23 protein-coding genes and 3 tRNA genes are annotated in these 18,647 nt (G+C 40.2%); 8 read left to right on the top strand and 18 right to left on the bottom strand.

The window, feature by feature from the left end; genetic code table 11:
• Positions 1–29: 29 nt before the first annotated feature.
• Positions 30–746: a hypothetical protein gene (locus tag ACZ5ZV_RS00670; RefSeq protein WP_464119311.1), complete on the top strand. Its 717-nt coding sequence runs from the start codon at positions 30–32 to the stop codon at positions 744–746.
• 337 nt (positions 747–1,083) lie between these two features.
• On the top strand, positions 1,084–1,440 hold the full coding sequence (locus ACZ5ZV_RS00665) for an SHOCT domain-containing protein (protein ID WP_464119309.1): 357 nt from the start codon (positions 1,084–1,086) through the stop codon (positions 1,438–1,440).
• A gap of 24 nt (positions 1,441–1,464) precedes the next feature.
• On the opposite strand, the gene ACZ5ZV_RS00660 is transcribed toward ACZ5ZV_RS00665, so the two are convergent.
• Positions 1,465–2,733 (bottom strand): hypothetical protein, encoded by a 1,269-nt coding sequence (locus ACZ5ZV_RS00660; protein WP_464119307.1) that lies wholly within the window; start codon positions 2,731–2,733, stop codon positions 1,465–1,467.
• 613 nt (positions 2,734–3,346) lie between these two features.
• On the opposite strand from ACZ5ZV_RS00660, the gene ACZ5ZV_RS00655 reads away from it, so the two are divergent.
• From ACZ5ZV_RS00655 to ACZ5ZV_RS00645, 3 genes are read left to right on the top strand one after another with little or no spacing between them, the layout of a single operon-like run.
• Positions 3,347–3,565, top strand: a complete 219-nt coding sequence (locus tag ACZ5ZV_RS00655; protein WP_464119305.1) for a hypothetical protein — start codon at positions 3,347–3,349, stop codon at positions 3,563–3,565.
• 2 nt (positions 3,566–3,567) lie between these two features.
• Entirely contained in the window at positions 3,568–4,608 is a 1,041-nt protein-coding gene (locus tag ACZ5ZV_RS00650) for a hypothetical protein (RefSeq protein WP_464119303.1), read from the top strand.
• Entirely contained in the window at positions 4,605–5,600 is a 996-nt protein-coding gene (locus ACZ5ZV_RS00645) for a hypothetical protein (RefSeq protein WP_464119301.1), read from the top strand. Before ACZ5ZV_RS00650 ends, ACZ5ZV_RS00645 begins: the two co-directional genes overlap by 4 nt.
• A gap of 8 nt (positions 5,601–5,608) precedes the next feature.
• Here the strand turns inward: ACZ5ZV_RS00645 and ACZ5ZV_RS00640 are convergent, their stop codons facing one another.
• The 15 genes from ACZ5ZV_RS00640 to ACZ5ZV_RS00570 all read right to left on the bottom strand — a co-directional run bounded on the left by ACZ5ZV_RS00640 (position 5,609) and on the right by ACZ5ZV_RS00570 (position 16,344).
• Positions 5,609–5,869: a hypothetical protein gene (locus ACZ5ZV_RS00640; RefSeq protein ID WP_464119299.1), complete on the bottom strand. Its 261-nt coding sequence runs from the start codon at positions 5,867–5,869 to the stop codon at positions 5,609–5,611.
• 185 nt (positions 5,870–6,054) lie between these two features.
• Entirely contained in the window at positions 6,055–6,528 is a 474-nt protein-coding gene (locus ACZ5ZV_RS00635; RefSeq protein WP_464119297.1) for a hypothetical protein, read from the bottom strand.
• A 317-nt stretch (positions 6,529–6,845) separates the two neighbouring features.
• Complete coding sequence (locus ACZ5ZV_RS00630; protein ID WP_464119299.1) at positions 6,846–7,106, bottom strand: hypothetical protein; 261 nt, start codon at positions 7,104–7,106, stop codon at positions 6,846–6,848.
• Positions 7,107–7,291: 185 nt separating this feature from the next.
• The gene (locus ACZ5ZV_RS00625) at positions 7,292–7,765 is read right to left on the bottom strand and encodes a hypothetical protein (RefSeq protein WP_464119297.1); all 474 of its coding nucleotides are present in this window, start codon (positions 7,763–7,765) and stop codon (positions 7,292–7,294) included.
• Positions 7,766–8,082: 317 nt separating this feature from the next.
• Positions 8,083–8,343, bottom strand: coding sequence for a hypothetical protein (locus ACZ5ZV_RS00620; protein ID WP_464119299.1), 261 nt, complete (start codon positions 8,341–8,343; stop codon positions 8,083–8,085).
• Between the two features lie 185 nt (positions 8,344–8,528).
• Positions 8,529–9,002 (bottom strand): hypothetical protein, encoded by a 474-nt coding sequence (locus ACZ5ZV_RS00615; RefSeq protein ID WP_464119297.1) that lies wholly within the window; start codon positions 9,000–9,002, stop codon positions 8,529–8,531.
• Positions 9,003–9,319: 317 nt separating this feature from the next.
• The gene (locus tag ACZ5ZV_RS00610) at positions 9,320–9,580 is read right to left on the bottom strand and encodes a hypothetical protein (RefSeq protein ID WP_464119299.1); all 261 of its coding nucleotides are present in this window, start codon (positions 9,578–9,580) and stop codon (positions 9,320–9,322) included.
• 116 nt (positions 9,581–9,696) lie between these two features.
• Positions 9,697–10,446: an IS21-like element helper ATPase IstB gene (gene istB / locus ACZ5ZV_RS00605; protein ID WP_464117240.1), complete on the bottom strand. Its 750-nt coding sequence runs from the start codon at positions 10,444–10,446 to the stop codon at positions 9,697–9,699.
• Positions 10,447–10,460: 14 nt separating this feature from the next.
• A complete protein-coding gene (istA, locus tag ACZ5ZV_RS00600) occupies positions 10,461–12,077 on the bottom strand; it encodes an IS21 family transposase (protein ID WP_464117241.1) in 1,617 nt (538 codons plus the stop codon).
• 339 nt (positions 12,078–12,416) lie between these two features.
• The gene (locus ACZ5ZV_RS00595) at positions 12,417–12,890 is read right to left on the bottom strand and encodes a hypothetical protein (RefSeq protein ID WP_464119297.1); all 474 of its coding nucleotides are present in this window, start codon (positions 12,888–12,890) and stop codon (positions 12,417–12,419) included.
• Between the two features lie 154 nt (positions 12,891–13,044).
• On the bottom strand, positions 13,045–14,337 hold the full coding sequence (locus tag ACZ5ZV_RS00590) for a hypothetical protein (RefSeq protein WP_464119295.1): 1,293 nt from the start codon (positions 14,335–14,337) through the stop codon (positions 13,045–13,047).
• Between the two features lie 119 nt (positions 14,338–14,456).
• Positions 14,457–14,532: transfer RNA gene (locus ACZ5ZV_RS00585), tRNA-Asn, on the bottom strand.
• Positions 14,533–14,589: 57 nt separating this feature from the next.
• Positions 14,590–15,045, bottom strand: coding sequence for a hypothetical protein (locus tag ACZ5ZV_RS00580; RefSeq protein WP_464119293.1), 456 nt, complete (start codon positions 15,043–15,045; stop codon positions 14,590–14,592).
• Between the two features lie 51 nt (positions 15,046–15,096).
• On the bottom strand, positions 15,097–15,612 hold the full coding sequence (locus ACZ5ZV_RS00575; RefSeq protein WP_464119292.1) for a helix-turn-helix transcriptional regulator: 516 nt from the start codon (positions 15,610–15,612) through the stop codon (positions 15,097–15,099).
• A gap of 24 nt (positions 15,613–15,636) precedes the next feature.
• On the bottom strand, positions 15,637–16,344 hold the full coding sequence (locus tag ACZ5ZV_RS00570; RefSeq protein WP_464119291.1) for a cytochrome b/b6 domain-containing protein: 708 nt from the start codon (positions 16,342–16,344) through the stop codon (positions 15,637–15,639).
• 194 nt (positions 16,345–16,538) lie between these two features.
• Here ACZ5ZV_RS00570 and ACZ5ZV_RS00565 point away from each other — a divergent pair, with 194 nt between their 5' ends.
• Positions 16,539–16,796, top strand: a complete 258-nt coding sequence (locus ACZ5ZV_RS00565; protein WP_464119290.1) for a PepSY domain-containing protein — start codon at positions 16,539–16,541, stop codon at positions 16,794–16,796.
• A gap of 87 nt (positions 16,797–16,883) precedes the next feature.
• On the opposite strand, the gene ACZ5ZV_RS00560 is transcribed toward ACZ5ZV_RS00565, so the two are convergent.
• Positions 16,884–16,960: transfer RNA gene (locus ACZ5ZV_RS00560), tRNA-Arg, on the bottom strand.
• 143 nt (positions 16,961–17,103) lie between these two features.
• Here ACZ5ZV_RS00560 and ACZ5ZV_RS00555 point away from each other — a divergent pair.
• A tRNA-Ser gene (locus ACZ5ZV_RS00555) sits at positions 17,104–17,196 on the top strand.
• 163 nt (positions 17,197–17,359) lie between these two features.
• On the opposite strand, the gene ACZ5ZV_RS00550 is transcribed toward ACZ5ZV_RS00555, so the two are convergent.
• Complete coding sequence (locus tag ACZ5ZV_RS00550; protein WP_464119288.1) at positions 17,360–17,899, bottom strand: hypothetical protein; 540 nt, start codon at positions 17,897–17,899, stop codon at positions 17,360–17,362.
• A gap of 304 nt (positions 17,900–18,203) precedes the next feature.
• Between ACZ5ZV_RS00550 and ACZ5ZV_RS00545 the strand changes: the two genes are divergently transcribed.
• Complete coding sequence (locus ACZ5ZV_RS00545) at positions 18,204–18,533, top strand: transposase (protein WP_034953877.1); 330 nt, start codon at positions 18,204–18,206, stop codon at positions 18,531–18,533.
• Positions 18,534–18,647 lie beyond the last annotated feature (114 nt).

The following is an 18,647-nucleotide window of genomic DNA, read 5'->3' as shown; positions in this document are numbered from 1 at the left end:
ACTGAAAAAGATTTCCGAAAGGAGTCTGAATGCGTTTATTAAAATTCGTTTTCCTAATTGGGCCTATGGCCCTATTGGTTGGCTGTCTTGATAAATCAAGCGACTCGTCTGGATCGACGACAGGCGATTCAATAACTCAACCCAAAGCCCCAGCCTCTTCTATTGATTCAGCGGTTGCTCATCCATCCAGCGGACTTATTTTCCGTGACCTTGATGGCAGTCCTGTCGATGGGTCAGAAAATATCATCATGGCTTGTACGAGTGACGGCAGCTATTGCTTCAGCACATGTATAAGCGTCTATTTTCCTCAATATGTTCGCTACAGTCTGTTTCGCACGGACTTTTTACTTGGAAGCAAATGCGTAGTATCCTTGCTTGCATACCCTGATGACAGCGGACTTCCAGCGCCGTTTTATTATTGGCAAGGGCAGTACGTCGCCACCCCTGGAAGAGTTGTCGGTTCTTGCCAGGTCAATCTCGCAAGTCCAACATATATGGGCCGCAGTGCCTTCTTTGAAGTTCGAGTGCCAGAAGGTCAACCGGCGACTGGTCCACGAATCTACTACACGCATAATTGGTACGACACGAGCGGCAATCCATTCAAGACATGGACGCTTCAAAATTATTCCCCGCCAAGCTACTACACGTTCAAAGATCCGGCATTCACGAACTCAGATATGACAATGGCTCTCGTTCCAGGATTTTCGTGCGTGAAGCTCAGTGAGGTTGGAAATGCGTTTCAGTAAAACTCTCACCGCATTTCTATTGGTATCAACATCAACAGCGTTTGCGCAAAACGGATCGTGTACCGCATCTAGGATTCAGGCAAACTTCCTTCAAAATTGTCAGATGGCGGGAATGCAGTATTATGATAGTTTTGCTGGAAAATCCGACTCAGATAAAATCAACTCCATTTGCCGATGCGTGGTTAATCATTTCGTCGTCGAATCGAATCCTGGTTTGGATAAAACGAAATGCGAAACACCCGTGCGTTGGATCGCAAATTTTCTCAAGCGAGATGATTCCAAGGCCGCATGTGGATATTTTTAAAGTTTACATTTTTTAGAGATTGCTGGGGTTTCAATGAATAATTTTGCAAATATGTTTGTGGATGGATTTTTAATTGCTGGCATACCAACTGGAATTGCCGCATTTCTTGTCTGGTTGGGAGTTCGTCGTGACCCGATAAAGGCTGTGGTCATCGGAACGTCTTTTCCATTGATTGGTGGGTTATTTGGATTCATCGGAGCTATTCCGTGTCTCCTTTTTATTGGATATTTTGCTTTAAAAGGTCAGACATTTACATTTCTAAAAAGAGAAACCGAAGCGCCAGACCTAGAATCTAAAATTATTAAGCTTAAAAAAATGAAAGACAGCGGCCTCTTATCTGAGGCTGAGTTTGAGATGGCGAAAAAGGAAGCTATTTCTAAGTCTGCTTGATTTGAGAAATACAATCTCTCACCCTCACCCAACCAGCTTAGGAGTTTTTCGTCCTTCGGTGAACGGCGTTGGTGTGTAGTGCAGATTTTCCTTATCTTTGTAGTGAACGTAGGAAGTCGTCACAGAGCTATGTCCAAGGTATACGCTAATGTTTTCTAACTTCTGATTGTATTCAGGACTCAGCATTAGGTCGATGAAGCCTTTTCTGCCAGAATAACAATCGAACTTGTGCCCTTGTGGACGGTACTTTTTGTCTTTTATTCTCAGTTTTTTATCCATCCAGTCAGGATGAGGTCGTCGAGTTGGTTTGGTTAAAATTTCCTCAAGTGCATCCTCCTGCTCCTTACTCAGGATAGGTATCTTCTTATATCCATGTCGAAAGCCGCTTTTATTCACCGTCTTTGTTTGCTTTACATTGATACATTTGACGCCATTTTCAAGTAACACTCGGTCTTCCCCTTGGTCGCCAAGAACAAACCGATCAAGTTCAGAAGGACGCAAGCCAAAAAGCCAACTGGCGACAACCCATCGGCAGTAGCTCATTTCCTCGTGATTCAATTTACTGATTTGAGAACGCATGTTTTCAATTTCGTCACGAGTGATCGGTAAGGCTCTTTTTCGTATTGATTCTTCCTTTGTATCATGGGCATCTTTGATTGCCTCTCGATAAGCAGGGGCCATTTTCTCGATTAGGTCAGCATAGACACCCTTGTGCTTGGCATAGTGCTTCGCCCACATATTCATCACCATAATGATGTCACTCGAATAGCTGATGGAGTATTTTTGTTTGCAAAAGTAATTGACGATTTTTTTGATACTCGAATTGTACTGATGCGGTTGAGCTTGGACATGCTTGGGAATCATTTCGGTAACGACCTCAAAACATCGGACCAGGCGATTCAGATACTTCGTTTTTATTTTGGGTGTGTCTTTAATGTCTTGAAGGAAGCTCTCTAAAATTTCAGGTGGAAAATAAATTTTGTCGATGCTCTTTTGCCACTCGGCTCGCTTCGCAGAAAAGATTTTTGCTCGATATTCTGATTTTTTTTGACGATCTAATTTATTTACTTCTCTCACTCTTGCTCTAGCTTGTTCAAGAGTCATCGTTTTGGAAAATCCCAAATCGTGATAGCGAGCTTGATCAACTGGTCGCTGACTTCTTTTTCCATCAAGATACGTTTCAATCATCAAATACCAATTCTTACCGCTCTTACGAGCATAGTAAGAGCCAGCACTCTCAATTGGTGCTTTGGCTGTTTGCTGAAACTTCTTCTTTTTGATTTTTTTCTTCATCTGACTTCCTTTCGGTAGAAAGGAGAGATGACTAAAGCTCTGAACCCCTACATCCCCGACATTCAATCCCCTACAAAAACACATGTAAGTTATTGAAATTATTGAGGATAATGGCTCAGAAGGAGGGATTAAAACCACCAACCCGTTAAGGCACTAAAGTAGCGATATGATTAAAAAAAATCAAGCCTTTGTTTTGCCTATTTCAGACAAAATTGGTTGGTGTTCAGTTGTTTGGGGATTTAGATTTTAGAAATAAAAAAACCTCCTCATTCGTTTTTCACAAATGGGAGGTTGCGATTTTAAGCAGTCTTTTCACCCGCACCGCTTTCTTTGAAAGCGACTACATTTTTATGTAGGGGTTTTCTCCATTTCAATTTAAATGCCTACTCAAATAGTATACCAAACCAAAGTCTGGTTGTCCAAAAAGTGGGCATTTTTCAATATATTCAAATCAAATATATGGGACTTGATTGTATTAAATTGAGACCGAATCATTTTTTTGTAGATTTTTTTATTAAATATAAGGTTTTAGCCTGATTTAGATTTTTAAAAATCCATTTAACTCCATAGGTGAGCATTTCGCCACTGAAAACAAATAACCTATGGAGGTTTTATGAAAGATAAAAAACAGGAACAAAAGACAAAGGCTAAAGTAAAAAATAAATGGTCAGTCTTTAAAAACAAAGGACCATTTGGAGATTACTACTCAATAAAAAATGGTGAACAAAAAATCAATATCAATTGTGGATTGCTTTTAGATTTAATCAACAGAGCCAATTCATATTTTGAAAAAGAAAAACTAAAATCTACTGAAAAGAAAGAGGGGGAATAAATATGATTTCCACCCTCTTAATAAAATATAAATGGATTATTGCTTTCATTACCTCATTGATTATTCTAAAAATAATTTCTTGGGTCAGAAATAAAATCAACTCTGATATTGAAAAAAGATTTTCTTCACCCGAAGAAAAAGCCAAGGTCTCGGTTGATTTATTTGGTCGCTATGTCCAAGTCAGACCTGCTCAATTTGTTTTTGATAGTCCTGAAAGATTTTACCCTTACCTTTTTAATAAGTTTAATAGGTATGTGATTGCCCACCAATTCAAAAAATCAAATCGTGAAATTAGATTTGTCTTTGAGGCTTTTCCAAACCTGATACACCTCAAAGAAAAAGATATTGAACCAATGAAAATAAAGTTTGGTGTTTCTGGTGAAAGAAAAATTGTTGAAATGGATTTAAATGATAATTTTTCAAATCTTCGTCTTATAGGAACAATGGGGATTGGAAAATCCAACATTGCCAAAATCTTAACTCAACAAGTTTCAAATGCTTTTAATGTGGTTATTGTAAGCACCAAGATTTCTGATTTTTCTGATTTTAAAAATCAAGGTATTGAACTTTTGAATCCAAACAAAGATTCTGACCTTGAAAGACTCTTAAACCTGACAAATGAACTCAAAACCAAAATCGTTAATGAAGAAAATTGTAGAACTTGGATTATATTGGACGAAGCAATTAAAGATTTAATGGTTCACGGTTATGAGGTAAAAAAGCCAAGAGAGAAAATAAAAGAAACTATTGTTGAAAATATAAACTATTTTTTATCATTGGGTCGTAAGTTTAAACTTTTTCTTTTAATCAACACCCAAGACGAAAATATAAAAAATGAAGCCAAATTAGATTTGGGTAAAATAGGAAATGTTATATCTGGCAGAATTACCAACCAAGCCTCTGCTGATTTGTATGGTATTCCAATTGGAATTGCCCAACGAAGAGACCTCACCAATGGAAAGTTGATATTTGCCACCCAAAGCAATCGTGAATGCTTTGTTTTTAAATCATATTTATATAAGCCAAAGGGGACTCAAAAATGAGTTCTCTATTTTTAACTAACAAACTACTTTGTGATTGGTTGAGTTATAATTTTCATTATTCTTATTCAATTCAAAGGGAGCAACAGAGACAAATTATAAACGAAGCCCTTGTTGCCATTGGTGAAAAACACCAAGCGGTCAAAATGGGTGATTTCGCCACCGCTTACCAAACTAATAATTTTTTATTTGTGAATATAAACAAAAGATTTCTTCAGGTTCAATTTCAGGGAAAGTATTTTTTAGAAAACAACTTGGTTAGTGCTGGAACACTTATTAAGAAAATATCTGAAAAACTAAACCGTCTTGAAAAAATTGAAAAGCGAATTGATACGACAATTACCCACTCAATCAGTAGAATGGATATTCAGAAAACAAAAGTTTCAAATGAGGTCTTGAATCTAATGGAGGTCAATAAGTCATTTAGTAGTCTAACCTCATTTTTTCATTTAATCTATGCGGTCAAAACAGAGGGAGAATATAAGATTTTAGGCGAAACAATAAAGGACAAGATTCGTTGGAAATTAAGAAGATATGACAAACTGGCTCAAATCACTTCAGAATATAGTGAGGACGAAAAAAATATATTTTTTAACAAATATCCCAATGTGCCACTCGTTAGAACTGAATTACAAATATCGGACACTCAATTTTTAAATCAGTTTCAACCTCATTTTTTGAATCAGGAAATTGACTTGGTGGATATTCTTAAAAAGTGGAATAAAAGAAGAAAAGTTGATATTATTGAAAATGAACTAATCCAAACAAGCCCTTTGATTGAAAGTTCATTAGAAACTTTCAATCAAAATGGGCTTCGGGTTGGCTTATGTAAAGCAAACCCGTCTGGTGTATCTGATAGACTGAATAAACTCATAGAGTGGATTGACAATGACCCACTGGCAAAGCCCGAAGAAATTGTAAATCAAATGGTCTCGGCTATGGGACACAATGAACAAGTGGCGGAATTAGTAAAAAAGATTTGGTTCAGAGTTTAAGCCCTCAATTAAGAGGACTTATCAAAAAAATCAGGCTCAATGTCGTCCGCATTCTTAAAAATCTGGATTACATTTTCACCGTCCTCTGGTTTGTGAAACGAGGCGGTCTTTTCATTGTTGCGAACAATTATTTTTGAAGTTTTAACTTGGGCAAGTTTCACCAAAAACCACTGAGAAATTAAAAGCCTAATTGTGGCAGACACAGTAAGTAAAAGGGCAATATGCCAAGAAGTTTCTGAAAGTTTATTGATTAAAAAATCCCAATTCATAACCTGACTCCCTTTGTGGTTGGTTGTTCTTTCATAGAACTTTGAAGAACACCAATCACTAAAAGAAAAAATCAAATCACAAATGAAAAATACTAAACTGAACGGAAAAACAAATGCCACTCTTTTGGAGTGGCATGGTTTTTAAAGTGAAAGTATCCTTGATTTGATTGAATCAGGATTTTGAATTACTTTTTTGAGCAGACAGCATAATAACTAATGCTTTTCTCATGAACTAATCCACCTTTATCTAAACCCAGCACCATTACGAAATCTGAAGAAAGTCCGCTTTTTGCTTCAATAACAGTGTTGTTTACTGGTCTACGGTGTTGCCAGTTTTGTGGACTGCCAGACTCTAAAACTGATAATTGAAAGTAAGTTGCTTCATTGCCAGCCTGATTCGTCCTATTCGTTAGAACAAACGACATATCTGACTTAATGAGGCTTAAACTAATGCCTTGCCCACAGTTAAAAAAGGCAGAAAATTCTTTTTCAGTATCAAGAATAGCAGAACCGCATTGTTTTTCAGTTGCAGAATCTTTTTCACCAGTGATTTTATTCGCACCAGTATATTGTCTTTCCATTACTCCGCATTCATATTGAGTCGCAAAGGCACTTGTTGCCATAAGCAATGTAGCCATTGTTAAGATAGTTTTTTTCATTATAATACTCCTTTGTGTTTAAGTTTTTGACATATACCAATTTGAGGCAGTCATTTACTGCCTTTAAACCAATATAAGTCGGTTTAATCTCTCATAAGGAGTATTAAGCAAGAATCATTCACAGTTTTCAGGTAGGGTTTGTGTAAAGCAAACCCGTCTGGTGTATCTGATAGACTGAATAAACTCATAGAGTGGATTGACAATGACCCACTGGCAAAGCCCGAAGAAATTGTAAATCAAATGGTCTCGGCTATGGGACACAATGAACAAGTGGCGGAATTAGTAAAAAAGATTTGGTTCAGAGTTTAAGCCCTCAATTAAGAGGACTTATCAAAAAAATCAGGCTCAATGTCGTCCGCATTCTTAAAAATCTGGATTACATTTTCACCGTCCTCTGGTTTGTGAAACGAGGCGGTCTTTTCATTGTTGCGAACAATTATTTTTGAAGTTTTAACTTGGGCAAGTTTCACCAAAAACCACTGAGAAATTAAAAGCCTAATTGTGGCAGACACAGTAAGTAAAAGGGCAATATGCCAAGAAGTTTCTGAAAGTTTATTGATTAAAAAATCCCAATTCATAACCTGACTCCCTTTGTGGTTGGTTGTTCTTTCATAGAACTTTGAAGAACACCAATCACTAAAAGAAAAAATCAAATCACAAATGAAAAATACTAAACTGAACGGAAAAACAAATGCCACTCTTTTGGAGTGGCATGGTTTTTAAAGTGAAAGTATCCTTGATTTGATTGAATCAGGATTTTGAATTACTTTTTTGAGCAGACAGCATAATAACTAATGCTTTTCTCATGAACTAATCCACCTTTATCTAAACCCAGCACCATTACGAAATCTGAAGAAAGTCCGCTTTTTGCTTCAATAACAGTGTTGTTTACTGGTCTACGGTGTTGCCAGTTTTGTGGACTGCCAGACTCTAAAACTGATAATTGAAAGTAAGTTGCTTCATTGCCAGCCTGATTCGTCCTATTCGTTAGAACAAACGACATATCTGACTTAATGAGGCTTAAACTAATGCCTTGCCCACAGTTAAAAAAGGCAGAAAATTCTTTTTCAGTATCAAGAATAGCAGAACCGCATTGTTTTTCAGTTGCAGAATCTTTTTCACCAGTGATTTTATTCGCACCAGTATATTGTCTTTCCATTACTCCGCATTCATATTGAGTCGCAAAGGCACTTGTTGCCATAAGCAATGTAGCCATTGTTAAGATAGTTTTTTTCATTATAATACTCCTTTGTGTTTAAGTTTTTGACATATACCAATTTGAGGCAGTCATTTACTGCCTTTAAACCAATATAAGTCGGTTTAATCTCTCATAAGGAGTATTAAGCAAGAATCATTCACAGTTTTCAGGTAGGGTTTGTGTAAAGCAAACCCGTCTGGTGTATCTGATAGACTGAATAAACTCATAGAGTGGATTGACAATGACCCACTGGCAAAGCCCGAAGAAATTGTAAATCAAATGGTCTCGGCTATGGGACACAATGAACAAGTGGCGGAATTAGTAAAAAAGATTTGGTTCAGAGTTTAAGCCCTCAATTAAGAGGACTTATCAAAAAAATCAGGCTCAATGTCGTCCGCATTCTTAAAAATCTGGATTACATTTTCACCGTCCTCTGGTTTGTGAAACGAGGCGGTCTTTTCATTGTTGCGAACAATTATTTTTGAAGTTTTAACTTGGGCAAGTTTCACCAAAAACCACTGAGAAATTAAAAGCCTAATTGTGGCAGACACAGTAAGTAAAAGGGCAATATGCCAAGAAGTTTCTGAAAGTTTATTGATTAAAAAATCCCAATTCATAACCTGACTCCCTTTGTGGTTGGTTGTTCTTTCATAGAACTTTGAAGAACACCAATCACTAAAAGAAAAAATCAAATCACAAATGAAAAATACTAAACTGAACGGAAAAACAAATGCCACTCTTTTGGAGTGGCATGGTTTTTAAAGTGAAAGTATCCTTGATTTGATTGAATCAGGATTTTGAATTACTTTTTTGAGCAGACAGCATAATAACTAATGCTTTTCTCATGAACTAATCCACCTTTATCTAAACCCAGCACCATTACGAAATCTGAAGAAAGTCCGCTTTTTGCTTCAATAACAGTGTTGTTTACTGGTCTACGGTGTTGCCAGTTTTGTGGACTGCCAGACTCTAAAACTGATAATTGAAAGTAAGTTGCTTCATTGCCAGCCTGATTCGTCCTATTCGTTAGAACAAACGACATATCTGACTTAATGAGGCTTAAACTAATGCCTTGCCCACAGTTAAAAAAGGCAGAAAATTCTTTTTCAGTATCAAGAATAGCAGAACCGCATTGTTTTTCAGTTGCAGAATCTTTTTCACCAGTGATTTTATTCGCACCAGTATATTGTCTTTCCATTACTCCGCATTCATATTGAGTCGCAAAGGCACTTGTTGCCATAAGCAATGTAGCCATTGTTAAGATAGTTTTTTTCATTATAATACTCCTTTGTGTTTAAGTTTTTGACATATACCAATTTGAGGCAGTCATTTACTGCCTTTAAACCAATATAAGTCGGTTTAATCTCTCATAAGGAGTATTAAGCAAGAATCATTCACAGTTTTCAGGTAGGGTTTGTGTAAAGCAAACCCGTCTGGTGTATCTGATAGACTGAATAAACTCATAGAGTGGATTGACAATGACCCACTGGCAAAGCCCGAAGAAATTGTAAATCAAATGGTCTCGGCTATGGGACACAATGAACAAGTGGCGGAATTAGTAAAAAAGATTTGGTTCAGAGTTTAAGCCCTCAATTAAGAGGACTTATCAAAAAAATCAGGCTCAATGTCGTCCGCATTCTTAAAAATCTGGATTACATTTTCACCGTCCTCTGGTTTGTGAAACGAGGCGGTCTTTTCATTGTTGCGAACAATTATTTTTGAAGTTTTAACTTGGGCAAGTTTCACCAAAAACCACTGAGAAATTAAAAGCCTAATTGTGGCAGACACAGTAAGTAAAAGGGCAATATGCCAAGAAGTTTCTGAAAGTTTATTGATTAAAAAATCCCAATTCATAACCTGACTCCCTTTGTGGTTGGTTGTTCTTTCATAGAATGTTCCGTTTCACTTAGTTTGACCGGGTTCGTTTCAGATACTTTGACCACCTGATTTTTGAGGGTTTATTGGTCTTTCTACTCGCTGTCAATATCGTTGAAAGTTATTCGTCCCTTCATGCGGTGACTGGGGCCTTCAAAAATGCAAATATGGGCATTCTCGAACATCCTGTCGATGGCAGCACTTGCCAGGATCGGATCGGTAAAAACTTGTGGCCATTCTTCAACGTCGCGGTTGCTGGTTAAGATCATAGCCGAATTGTGCTTGCGTCGATCAAATAAATCGAAGATCTCCTCACTCACGTCTCGTGGCATTGTTACGACGCCCCAGTCATCCAAGATCCATAGCTTTGATGTTAGAATTTGTTTGAATAAAACATCGAGCTTATTGTTCTCGCGCGCTTTACGGATCTTTGTCCCAAGTCTTTTTACACTCGTACAAAAAACACTGTGACCAGCCTGCGCAGCGCTCATCCCAAGAGCAATCGCAAGATGACTCTTGCCCGTGCCGGGACTTCCCAAAAACAATGCAATTTCGTTGTTCTCGATAAACTTTAAATCTTTCAGATCCTCGATTTTTTCGCGCGGGAGTTTTTTATTGAAATCCCAATTGAACTGCTCAAAGCTTCTTCGCTCTGGGAACTCCGCTTTCTTAATCCTTTTTTCTACGGCGTTATCTGCCCTTGCATCTAATTCCGTGGATAGAAGCTCACTGAGCCACTTAAGATCCTGGCTGCGTTTTCCTTTTTGAACTAAACCCTCGATCTCTGCGGATGCCGCGGGCATTCGTAACTGCTTTAACTGATCGCGTATCACATCTATTGTCATAACTGTCTTTCCTTTCAGTGGGCCTGGTTGCTATGAACCAGACGTAAATGGTTTTTATACTCACTCATGTCGCGCGCAAACTTACCTCCCACCGTCTGCGCGGATAAAACCTCCTCATGACGAGGAGCTTTGGGTTTTGGCTTTGCCATAATATTCAATAGTTGATGAACTGTTTTTAAATTTACCTGTGATAACTCCAGCGCTGAAAGGCAGGCCTTGTCGATGTCGGCATTGCTGTACTTCTTGTTCAGCGTCAGAAGACCCCATACGCTGCGTGTATCAACAAAACCTTCGCCTCGAGCCAAAATAATTCCTACAAAGCGCTCAACATTGACGCCGATAATTTTTGCTTGCTTCAGATAGTGACCATGATCTTGAAGAGTCTTCTCCCAAGACTCCTTGTAATGATCTTTACAGGCTTTACTTGTGAATTTATCTTGGATGCGCTCGTAAACTTCTAACAGTCGACCGTTGCAGTAGATACTTACTTGAACTGAATTACCAATCACCAAAGCTATTTCGCCTTTGAGTCTTGTGTCTACTCGGTAGTACTTGTTTGCAAAGCGAACATAACCATCAGACCTCACTGTTGAGCGAGTGATGGTTTCCACTTCGTAGCGTAATAAAGGAAGAGGCTTTAACAACGAGGCTTCATCGTTAAGAAACACATCCAAAGGTTTTTGTAGGTGAGTCCCGTGCTTTCTCTCATTGGCGATACTCATCTTTTTATTCATGTGTGACTGTGCGCCGCTCAGTGAATATTGGGACTTATCGTAGGATTCAAAAAGGCGACGCTTCATTGGAACCATTCGCTCCACTTTGCCTTTTTTCTCTGGAGAATAAGGCGGCAATGCCTCGACAACGAACCCGTAGTGCGAGGCCAGTCTTTCAAAGGCCGGGTTCAACGTCGGCTCGTGCTTTGATGCCTCATGAACAAAGACTTTGGGATTATCAGAAGTCACTTTACGAGGGACTCCGCCAAGTTCCTCAAACATGCTTATTAAAACTTCGGCAGTTGTTTCAAAGTCGAGTTTCTCTACAACTCGGGCCATCTCGTAACGAGAATGCCCAAGAACGCCAACGAAAATCCAAATTGTTTTTTTCTTTTTTGTGACAGGATCGACGACGTCAAAGAGCTTTCCCCAGTCCACCTGCAGACATTCCCCCGGTGAGTGAACAAGCTCCATCACATTGCGCGCAGGTGCGGATCGCATAAGTTTGTGGCGGTGAATGTAGCGGTAGAAGTTAGATCGCGGGACAGAGAGCGGAAGCTCTTCAAAAATACTTTGCGGACTCCAGCCAAGTTCAATGCGCTCCTTGATCCATTCGCGCTTGGGATCTAAGATGGCATCCGTTTCAATGGCCTTCTCGCTGCGACCATCGCGCAGCGGAAACAGCGCCTCTGGGTAAGGTGGGATTTCTTTTGAGGTTTTGCAGTAGATTTTCTTCTCTGGGTTTGCGACGGCTACATAGCCATGCTCTATCGCCTGGTCGCGGATTTTTATGACGTAACCTTTGCCTTTACCAGTTGATTTAGTCAGTGCGGTGAGTGAGTGTCCTTCGCGAAGGCCTTCGACGATTTTTCGGTCCACTGTGATTTTCTCCAAGTCCTTTTTTCTGAGTTTCCGCATGCGTATTCCTTGCTGTAGTCTGGTTGTTAAACCAGCAGCTTAGCGCATGGGATCAGATGGAGAAAATGTGCTGAAAACGTAAGCAATTGCCCGGTCAAATTAGGTGGGATTTACTTCCCCCAAAGCCGGTCCACTTACGTGGGATTTGCCCCCCTTGAAACCGGTCAAACTACGTGGGATTGGACACATAGAACTTTGAAGAACACCAATCACTAAAAGAAAAAATCAAATCACAAATGAAAAATACTAAACTGAACGGAAAAACAAATGCCACTCTTTTGGAGTGGCATGGTTTTTAAAGTGAAAGTATCCTTGATTTGATTGAATCAGGATTTTGAATTACTTTTTTGAGCAGACAGCATAATAACTAATGCTTTTCTCATGAACTAATCCACCTTTATCTAAACCCAGCACCATTACGAAATCTGAAGAAAGTCCGCTTTTTGCTTCAATAACAGTGTTGTTTACTGGTCTACGGTGTTGCCAGTTTTGTGGACTGCCAGACTCTAAAACTGATAATTGAAAGTAAGTTGCTTCATTGCCAGCCTGATTCGTCCTATTCGTTAGAACAAACGACATATCTGACTTAATGAGGCTTAAACTAATGCCTTGCCCACAGTTAAAAAAGGCAGAAAATTCTTTTTCAGTATCAAGAATAGCAGAACCGCATTGTTTTTCAGTTGCAGAATCTTTTTCACCAGTGATTTTATTCGCACCAGTATATTGTCTTTCCATTACTCCGCATTCATATTGAGTCGCAAAGGCACTTGTTGCCATAAGCAATGTAGCCATTGTTAAGATAGTTTTTTTCATTATAATACTCCTTTGTGTTTAAGTTTTTGACATATACCAATTTGAGGCAGTCATTTACTGCCTTTAAACCAATATAAGTCGGTTTAATCTCTCATAAGGAGTATTAAGCAAGAATCATTCACAGTTTTCAGGTAGGGTTTGTGTGTGTGATTTTTTAGCCTGATTTTTTCTTTTTGTATTTTTCCAAAGTAAAATCAGTGTCTTCAAAGTCAATGCGATTTCTATCCTTGTAGTGTTTCCAACTGGTTTCAACACTTTTATGACCGCACCAAAGAGATATGTTTTCAAGGGTCTGCCCTTTATCCAACATAAAATCAACAAAACCTTTTCTTCCACAGTAAAGGTCATAGTTTTCGGGTGAGGTCTTTGATTGTTTTAAATAGTCAGCAATCCATTTGGGACTGGGTCTTTTTGCTTGTCCCTTTTTTATGTATTCAAGGGCTTCTTCTTGCTCCACACAAATGACAGGTATTCTTTTAATTTGTTCGCTTTCTTCAAGTTCAGACAATTTTGTTTGAATGGCTTTAATTGCGGTGATTCCATTTATATTCAAAATTGATTTGTCTTTGATTACTGAATCACATTCAGAGGGACGAAGTCCAAAAACAAATGAGATAAAAACCCAGTTATATTTGTAAACCTCTTCTAACTTTGTCATATCAATTTTACCTCTTAATTTTTTAAGAAGTTCCAAAGTCATTGGTAAACTTTCTCTACGAACACCGCTCTTTTTGATATTTTCAGATTTAATTGATTTTCTGGTTTTATTTTTAAGTCTGCCAATGGGTTCAAAAAAAGTCTTCCTATGGCGACTATAAAAATGTCCCCACTTATTTAGAACCCACAAAATGTCTTCTGAGTAAGAAACAGAGTATTGTCGGCTTTCGTCCTTGAAATAGGCGGTGATTTTATCAAGATTGGCTTCGTAATCGTGTGGAAGCAAATTAAGTTCAACACACATTTCTTGAACGATTTCAAAATTGCGAACCAATCTATTTTTAAATCTATCTTTACCCTCGCTTCGTGAACGAAGACGACTGACAAACTCTGAAACTAATTGAGGAGGAAAAATTGTTTTATCATATTCCTTCATTTCTTGGATTCGTTTCAAGGCTCTGATTTGTGATTGAGAAATCTTAATGTCTTTTTTTCTAATTTTATTGTAGTCAGTGATTGCTTGCTTGGCTTCGTCCACAGACATTTCTGGATATGGCTTGAGACCAAGTTCTGGATACATTGCTGGAGGGATTTGTTCGGGCTTTTGTTTTTTTCCACCCGACCAATTTTGAAAAAGGACTCGCCATTTTCCATTTTCTCTTTCATTGACCCAAAAAGTTCCACGACTTTTTAATGTTTTTTCTGGTGATTTTAAATCGGGATTTATTTCTGAAGATTTTGATTGTTTGGTATTTACTGATTTGGTCTTCTGGTCTTTTTTCTTTGCCATTTGTCCACTCCACCGAATGAATCGGAAAAAATGGATTGGGGCTTTAATGTAGACCACCTACAACCCCTACCTGAAAACCACCTACAAAATGACTTAAGCTATTGGAATCATTAGGAAAATGGCTCAGAAGGAGGGACTCGAACCCCCGACCCAGCGGTTAACAGCCGCTTGCTCTACCGACTGAGCTACTTCTGAACTCGGTGAAGGGCTAAATTAGCGGCTTTGGCCCATTCTTGTCAAACAGAAATAATCTTAAGGGGCTGCAAGCCTATCTAAAGCCTTGGAAAGCATTGGCGAACTAAAAGGCATCCCTTTAACGCGGAAAACCGGCTTTCCAGCCACCCCCTCCAGGATCACGATCTCGGATTCGGCGATCCCGTGGGCCGCCAAAACCTTTTGATAAGAGCTTTCCTCGATCCCTTCGCTGGAAAAAGCCCCCATCATGATTTCGCACACCGCGCTGACGTCAGCGGGAACCTCTAAAGTTCGGAGCAGAGTGCCCTCGTTTGTGAATACATCCACTTTGGTGGTCTTTTCCGGACACCAGTTATAAGGGCGATAGTCGCTGCCAATCAAAAGGCCCAAGGCGCTTTGCGGATCCGAAAGTTTATCGGCCACATCCCCGGTGTTAAGGGCTCGGATCGCATATAGAACCCCCGCCAAAGCAATCAGCATCATTGATATTTTTAGAAAAAATGAGATCTTCATCGCTTAAATTTAACTCGGCGAGTTGAAACTAGCTAGCTATAACATGGGAGGCTATTGCACGGATTGTGGCTGAAGCAGGTCTTCCAGAAAGAAGGCCGCCAGTTCCGACCGTCCTGCCAGGCCTGACTTGGAATAGATCGCAATCGACTGAACGCGCGCCGTTTTTTCGGTGGTATGGCGGATCTCGGCGATCTCTTTGAGCGAAAGCCCTTTTAGCAACAACAAAGCCACTTCTTTTTCGGCCTGAGACAGATTCCACTTGGAAAGCTGCAGATCAATGGATTTAGAAAGACCTTCGATATATTTCTGAGCTTCTGTTTTCCAGTCCTGGGCTTCTTGTTTAAGTTTGGCATTTTCACTTAATGAGTCCGACAGTTTGTGCTGCAGATTGAACGAGTCCTTCAGGACATAAAAAATCCCAAACAGGGCCGCCAATCCGGCCCCGCCTTCAACCAGAACATGCCAAACCGCCACACCTTCCTGGGAATCTGTGACTAAATCAATGGCGACCATCAGGGCCACTGTGGCAAGCACAACAATAAGGACTGCACGCTCTTTGTGGTTCATGATTGCATCCTATAAGGAAACTTCTCAGTCGTCATCACCCTCGTACTGTGTTTCGGCCTCACCCATCTGCAGCGTTTGACCAAACAAAGATAGAGTCCGCTTCTGAGAGTCAAAGTTTTTAGCCAGATACAATCCGCCTGAGACCACCAGGGCCAGCAACAACACCGCAGCGAATCCACGCGAGGACGGAATGGCTTCGCCAGATTCATCCAGCTCTTTTTTCCCGTCGATCATGCTCAGCGCAATTCCATCTTGATGACGGAGCGAGTGTAAAACCACACCAGCCACATGCAGTGCCGCCACCACGATGAAGGTGTTGGCCATAAACTCATGAATGTCCTCGAAGGTTTCCTTGCTGCCAGTGCTCATAAGATAACCGGTGATGGCCAACCCCAGCGCCAAAACAAACATGGTCACGGCCGCCCAGCTTGAAGCCGGGTTGTGTCCCGACCAACGTTTTTTGGATCCTGACAAAATACCCCAGAAATAATCTTTCAGATCAAGAGGGTTCAGGCTAAAGCCCGTGAATTTAGCGTGTTTTGATCCGACAACACCCCAAAGCAGTCTCCACACCACCAGGCCCCCCAATAGCAAGCCCGCCAGCATGTGATAACTAAAGGTCACAGCCTCGTCATCGACAGTCTTAGCTATGATAAATGACATCAAAAATAAGCCAGAAAACAACCAGTGGAAAAGTCGCGTGGGCAGATCGTAGATTAAAGCCGATCTCATCTTGAACCTCCTAAGGAAATAGTGCCTTTGACACCTCTAAACTCGTCTCTTTTGCAGGCTACGTCCATTGGGCAAAAGGTCTATTGTGCCTTTAATCAAGCACTTAGGCCTTTCAGACCATTCCCAATTTTTAAATAATGGCGATACTGAGTCCAAGTGATTGGGAATAATCCCAGCTCAAAAGGAGAAAAAACATGAAACATCTTATTCTAACCCTGCTACTAGTGAGCGCTGCTTCCTCTGCCTATGCCAAGAAAGAGTGCACGACGGAACCTAAAGAAAAATGGATGACCGAAGAGGCCTTTAAGAAAAAGGTCGAGGCCGAGGGCTACAAGATTTCAAAATTCAAACAACCCGGCACATGCTATGAAATCTATGGCACCAATAAAGACGGCAAAAAGGTAGAGATCTACTTCAACCCCGTGGATGGATCGATTGTGAAATCAAAATAGCCGAAAAACGAACGGTCTTAGCGAAGCTGGGTAGAATTTGCGCTACGCATTAAATAATCATGTCAGGGGAATTTAAAAGAGAAAAAATGGTGCACTCGAGAGGATTCGAACCTCTGACCACATGATTCGTAGTCATGTACTCTATCCAGCTGAGCTACGAGTGCACTGTGAAAGAGAAGTATAGATAGACTGCGGCCAGGGAAAAATCAAGCATTCTTGATAAAATTACAAAAATGGTCCGGCCAAGTCCTTGATTAAAGCACCCGGCTATGGCACTTTGAATCCTCAGTCGAAATAAACCGACCGCGGAAAGGTGGGTGAGTGGCTGAAACCAAGCGTTTGCTAAACGCTCGTACACTCAAAAGGTGTACCGCGGGTTCAAATCCCGCCCTTTCCGCCAATTTTCAGCAGTAACAAAATCAGCGATCAGCGCAAAATCAGTAAAACTAAATACTTAAAATCACAGAGAAGAGCCTGGCGCCCTCGGATCGAATCTTTCAAAATCTTTCGGCAAATTTCGTGTGTGTGCTTCTTTTTTGCTTCTCTAATGCTTCTTTATTGAATTACTTAGCCATGCATTTTGCCAATGCGTGTCCCGCTACACGATCTCGTTGGAGTTGTTTCAAAGTTGGTGTTGGCACTTGTTTTAGCAGAATGTCTAAAGGAGTTTGCTGCGAAGTTTCGACCGAATTCTTCCAATTATTGTTACCGTTTACGTCGAGGGCCAGAGAAGCTAGAGAATTTAAAACATATGGACTATCTCTAATACCAGCCTGCTTCGATACTCGATCCGACAAAAATGCAGCCATGGACCTTTTGATCTCCTCTTCTTTAGCATCGCAGCCAAGACTATGGAGCCCATGGGATCGCGCTTCGACATAAAATGCGACTCCCTCGAACTTGTCATTCAATTGGCTAAAGGATTCAGGAAATGAGGCCTTCATTTCGTCATAATAGCCTTTCGTGAATACAAGATGCGTTTCAGCTTCTTTATTCCGCCCTCCCAATCGTAGCTCAATGTACGTCTGCAGATGGTAAGTCAGGCGTTCGCGAAGCAGTTCAATTTTTTCCCTGTATCCCTCAGTATGCATCTCCTTTTTCAAATTCTCTGAGTTTCCGATTACTCTTGGCCAGCTTCGCTGAAATAAGTGAAAGTGTTCGTGGATGCAGAACCCGGCGACGTCGCTCCGATTGTTGAGTTGGATATCCAGTTGTTTAGGCCTTAATGTCCCTTCGCTAGCAAAGCGGCCACACTTACGTGTTCTCGAATTGACCTTATTGAGAAAATCTCGATTGGCACTTTCAGCACGATCTCGAAATGTCCCGCTTTTTTGTTAATCGGACTTTTGACGCGGATATTTAAGGGATGATTTAATCTCGATATTGCGTCAAAAGGAGTTGAAGTAAATGGAACAAGATCAGGGTAAAGCACGTCGGCACTACACGCCAGACCAGAAATTCAAAATCGTAAAAGAGCAGATGACGACAAAGACCTCTGTGTCGGAGATTTGCAAGAAGTATGATATCAGTCCCGCCGGGTTTTATCGCTGGCAGGAACAGTTTTTAAAAGCTGCTCTGAATGGGTTTAAAAAGCCTGACTCTGGCCCCACTAAGGCGGAGCTTCGTAAGATCGAGGAACTTGAAAAGAAGAACTTACGCCAACAAGCCATTATTGCCGACATCGCCGGTGAAGTTATTGAATTAAAAAAAAGTCTTGGGGAATCGGGCCTTCTGTAGAGATTCCGAGGCATTTAAGATCCGTTGCGGCCGCTGACATTTCTAATTTTCAGCAGCGAACGGATCTTTCTTTAGAAATTATTTTAGAATTATTTGGTATAAAAAAATCCACCT

It is taken from the genome of Bdellovibrio sp. HAGR004, from assembly GCF_055397015.1.
Note: the sequence above shows the minus strand (reverse complement) of the source record. Positions and strands in the feature narration are given on the sequence as shown.